This is a genomic window from Desulfonatronum zhilinae (assembly GCF_900182865.1).
Lineage (GTDB): Bacteria > Desulfobacterota > Desulfovibrionia > Desulfovibrionales > Desulfonatronaceae > Desulfonatronum > Desulfonatronum lacustre.
Map to the genome: position 1 here is coordinate 1 of NZ_FXUJ01000063.1, position 4005 is coordinate 4005.

Sequence of the window (4005 nt, forward strand, 5' to 3'; positions counted from 1 at the left end):
TCCTGGAAAACAGGGATCGAAAACCACTCACTCCGAATACAGATAGTACCACAGGGGAGAATTGCCAATTCCACGTCCAACGTCGAAGAGCCAAAAAGGGCAAGGTTGAAGCGTATTTCGCGAGTTCGGGATTCGCAACGCCCTGCAATTCAGCAGGCTGGACAAGGATTGGGTGAAGAAGCGGATGACCGTCAACGGCATGCACACCCTGCTGGAGCTTCAGGGCATCCCATGCATCCCCTTGGATCAGACTGGAGCCACACCCAAGAGCGTCGTTTGTTCCCGGACCTTCGCCAAGGCTGTCACGGACAAAGAGCAGCTTGAGCAGATCGTGTCAGGGTACGCAGCCAGGGTGGGGGAGCGGCTTCGCGGTCAGAAGTGCGTGGCCGGTCAACTACAGGTGTTTGTGCTCACGGACCGCTTTTGCCTGGACAGGCCGCAGTACAGCAACGCGGCTACCGTCTCTCTGGCCGTTCCCTCATGCCACACGCCGGACCTGATCCGGGCGGCCATGAAAGTCCTGGGGCAGATAGTCAGGCCGGGTTACGAGTACCGCAAGGCCGGGGTGATGGTCTTCGGAATCGAGAAGGAGCAAGGCCGAAGGTTGAATCTGTTCGAGCCCTCGCCGGAAGACAGGGCTCGGAGCAAGGCCGTGATGGCGGTCATGGACAAGGTCAACGCCAAGTGGGGCGCAATGACTATGCGCGTGGCCGCTGAAGGAACGGGTCAGCGCTGGGTGATGCGGCAGGCGCATTTGAGCCCGAGGTACACGACGGATTGGAAGGACTTGCCGAGAGTATTGTAACCATCTGGGATCATGAGAGGTTGTCATGCAAGAGTTCAAAGGATAGATTTGAACTGTCACACATAATGGGGGTATACTGCATCAGGTTACCCTTCGTGCCGGGCAAGTGCGTGAGTGTCCATACCAACCCGCACAACTGGCGGCCTGATTTCCTCAAGCGTGGCCAGTACCGGCTCAGGGCTTCGCCTTGGGCCGGTTTCTTTATGGGCCACTGTCAGGTTAGTCTACTCCTGGGACACTACTTTTCTGATGATGATTTCGAGGGCTATTTCGCGTTTCAGTTGATCCCAATACCCAATCACAGAAATAATCCCGTCCTGGCACTCCACTGAACTCAGATTGGGCCAGATTGCGGCGATAGCATCAAGCACGTTGCGCGATTCGGGTGATTCAAGATCGACGACAACTTGTGAATCCTTGGCCAGTGTGACGGCCTGCAAAGGGCCGTAATCGAGCGCATAGCAAACAAGTCAACCGACGAGGGCCTTCTGTTGGTCGGTCATGGCTATGCTCCTTCCTCCCGGATATTATGATGATTTTGGTGCTTTCAAGGCAGCCATTTGGGGTGTATTGCAGATTTATCCGAGAAGCATGCCGACGAAATTTAGCCACTACCGACTCACAACTTCCAAACGTTACAACACATCAAGCCATTATAATTATTCAGTATAAGTTGATCGCGGGAGTCACCCAATTATTGGATCTGTCCGGCTCGATTCCAGTCACGATCACCGAACGTATCCCTTTCCAGGACCATTCGCCAGTGACGAAGTCGCTGGTCACATCGTACCACGCATTCTGCATGCCGTCCCATCCCATGTTCAAATGCACCATGTTGGTTGGTCCGGTCTGGTAACCGTCCGCCAGGACTTCGTGGCCGCCGTTATCATCGAAAATGGACATGATAATGGGCCGGGGAGTCGGGGCATCGAACTCTTCGCGAAATGCGGCGAACCAGTCCTCGGCTGAAAACTCTCCGCGTTGCAGTTGTCGCATCCCGTCGCGGTAGCGGAAATACAGATGTAAAACCTCGTTGGCATACAGATCAGATCCTGAAGTCTCAAGCCCCCAGTTCATTTCCGCAGCCACGCCCACCTGATAACCAAGTAAAGCAACACTTCCGATGGCCTTCGGGGACGAATCCGTCGTGAGTACGTCGGGCATGACGTCCCAGTTCCAAGTCTGGGCTCCGAAGTACACAGTGAGTTCCTGACCTTGCCAGACATGGGTCTTCACGCCCCGTCCGCGCTTCGGCCATTGCCAGTGCCGGAGAAGCATGGACCAAGCTGTAGCCACGCATCCCACCCTCGTATTCTCCCCTTCGACCTTCGGGGTACGCCGGTTGTAGGGGGGGTCCTGGCCCCAACGGGCCGTGACAAGCGGACCGACAGTGCGCGGGGGATGGGCGGAGGTCTTGGAAAGGGACTTCCATGCCCGAGGTTGGCCAAACAGATCCCAAGCCTGTCGGATTTGGCGGCTAACGCCCTCATCGCCCTGTAGAGGTGCCCTGATCTTCGTGGCGAAGGAAACCGCGACCACGCTTAAGAATTGTTCCGGAATGATCCAGGACTCCGGAGCCCCCTGCTTGGTGGCCCGATCGGGATCGAATTGTCCGGTTTCGGAGTAGAGCTTTATTGGCGACAACTCGTCACGGGAGGAAATCAGGAGGAAACCGGAAGGGCTCACATCTACATGCCAAAAAACCTTGGTTTCTTTATAAAACACCGGGGTTAGGGACTCGATAAACGGGTCCGCTTCCGGCCAGCGGTCAAAGGTCTGCACCAAGTACTCAAGGTAATTGCCAGCAACCTTCAAGGCCAGATCACGATCCACAGCCGCGGCCAAGGAGGTCTGAACCATAAGCAGTGCCAAAATAAACGATGCCGCCACCAAACCGATTTTTTTACAAATGCCGTCACATGCAAGCATTACTTTCTTCTCCTTGTCTGTTGATAGAATTTTCAAGCATACTATCATGGCACCATATGGCTAGCCACACCCTGTGGCTTTAAATTTCCAGAGCAAACTTCCATAAAGTTAGTAATGAATTTTTCGATAATTCGCATAGCTGGATAATTGGTGTCAATGGATTCCCTGACATCTGACATAGGGTCAGGTCTTGTTTTTTAACTTATCTCGTTCTTTTTTGATGATCCTGCTGACAGTGGCATAATGAAGCCCGAGGTGCGCGGCAAGAGACTGCTGGGAGTAGCCGTGCTCAATGTGTGCGGTTGCAATGGCCTTGTTCCGGCTCGTTTTTGACTGCCCTCCAGGGAATACCTTCTCCAGTGGAGGTCGCAGCGCAAAGCGTTGAACCCGAGGAATTTCAGTGAATCCGGCTTTCTTCTGGAGAAATGGAAAGAGCTTTTCCAGAAAAGCCTCCTCCCCCAAGAGGCATTGCCCAACAAGCTTCTTCCAGGGTGACTCCTCATCCATCCCCGCAAGGACAAACCTTCGGTACTCTCGTTGCGCATGCTTCCGGTCATTTCCGAACTGGGCAAGGAGCCAGTCCGCGGAGAGGAAGTCCAACTTCTTCTTCAACCCTGCAGTGCCGCAATAACTGGACCACGGGTAATCCTTGGGATGCCGAACCATCCCGGCCCGGACCGGATTAAGGACGACATAGCGGCACAACTCCAACAGATAGGAGTCCTTCTCGACCACAATGGATTTGAAACGTCCCTGAAAGACATGCCCTGCCCTTGCGTGGCTCCGGTTGAATTTTTGCGTGTAGATTCCGTTCAGCTGCCGCATGCCCTCCGAGAGGTTTCCATCCGGTGTCTCGATCAAGAGGTGATAGTGATTGCCCATAAGGCAATATCCATGGCAGATCCAGTTGTACCGCTCAACCAGATCGGCAAGGATGGAGAAAAACAGCCGCCTGTCGTCGTCTTCCAAAAAGATCTCTGATCGAGCATTCCCCCGAGCAGTCACATGATAGAGGGCGCCGGGAAACTCAATCCGTAGCGGTCTGGTCATGCTAACGCCTTCCCTGAAGGAAAATGGGCTCTTCCGCAGAATTGATCTCCCTGCAAAAAGTCCGGGCAGGCATTCGATTTAACTAAATATTTTGCTTGCATTGTATGCTATAGTAGTGATATTAAGATTTAAAAAACGAGGTCACTGCTATGTTGCGATATAAGAATAGAAATAGGCTAAGCCTTATGGACGATACATTTTGGCTTCCAGGTAAACAGTCA

3 protein-coding genes are annotated in these 4005 nt (G+C 53.5%); 1 reads left to right on the forward strand and 2 read right to left on the reverse strand.

Features of this window, described 5'->3' with window-relative positions:
- Positions 1 to 184 precede the first annotated feature (184 nt).
- On the forward strand, positions 185 to 805 hold the full coding sequence (locus AC559A_RS18785; RefSeq protein ID WP_498819224.1) for a DinB/UmuC family translesion DNA polymerase: 621 nt from the start codon (positions 185 to 187) through the stop codon (positions 803 to 805).
- A gap of 663 nt (positions 806 to 1468) precedes the next feature.
- On the opposite strand, the gene AC559A_RS18790 is transcribed toward AC559A_RS18785, so the two are convergent.
- Positions 1469 to 2770: a C10 family peptidase gene (locus tag AC559A_RS18790; protein ID WP_498819225.1), complete on the reverse strand. Its 1302-nt coding sequence runs from the start codon at positions 2768 to 2770 to the stop codon at positions 1469 to 1471.
- 147 nt (positions 2771 to 2917) lie between these two features.
- Entirely contained in the window at positions 2918 to 3784 is an 867-nt protein-coding gene (locus AC559A_RS18795; protein ID WP_498819226.1) for an REP-associated tyrosine transposase, read from the reverse strand.
- Positions 3785 to 4005 lie beyond the last annotated feature (221 nt).

Bases quoted from the DNA above. Each gene is read 5' to 3' on its own strand.
- AC559A_RS18795 (WP_498819226.1), bottom strand. From the start codon at position 3,784: ATGACCAGACCGCTACGGATTGAGTTTCCCGGCGCCCTCTATCATGTG.
- AC559A_RS18785 (WP_498819224.1), top strand. From the start codon at position 185: ATGACCGTCAACGGCATGCACACCCTGCTGGAGCTTCAGGGCATCCCA.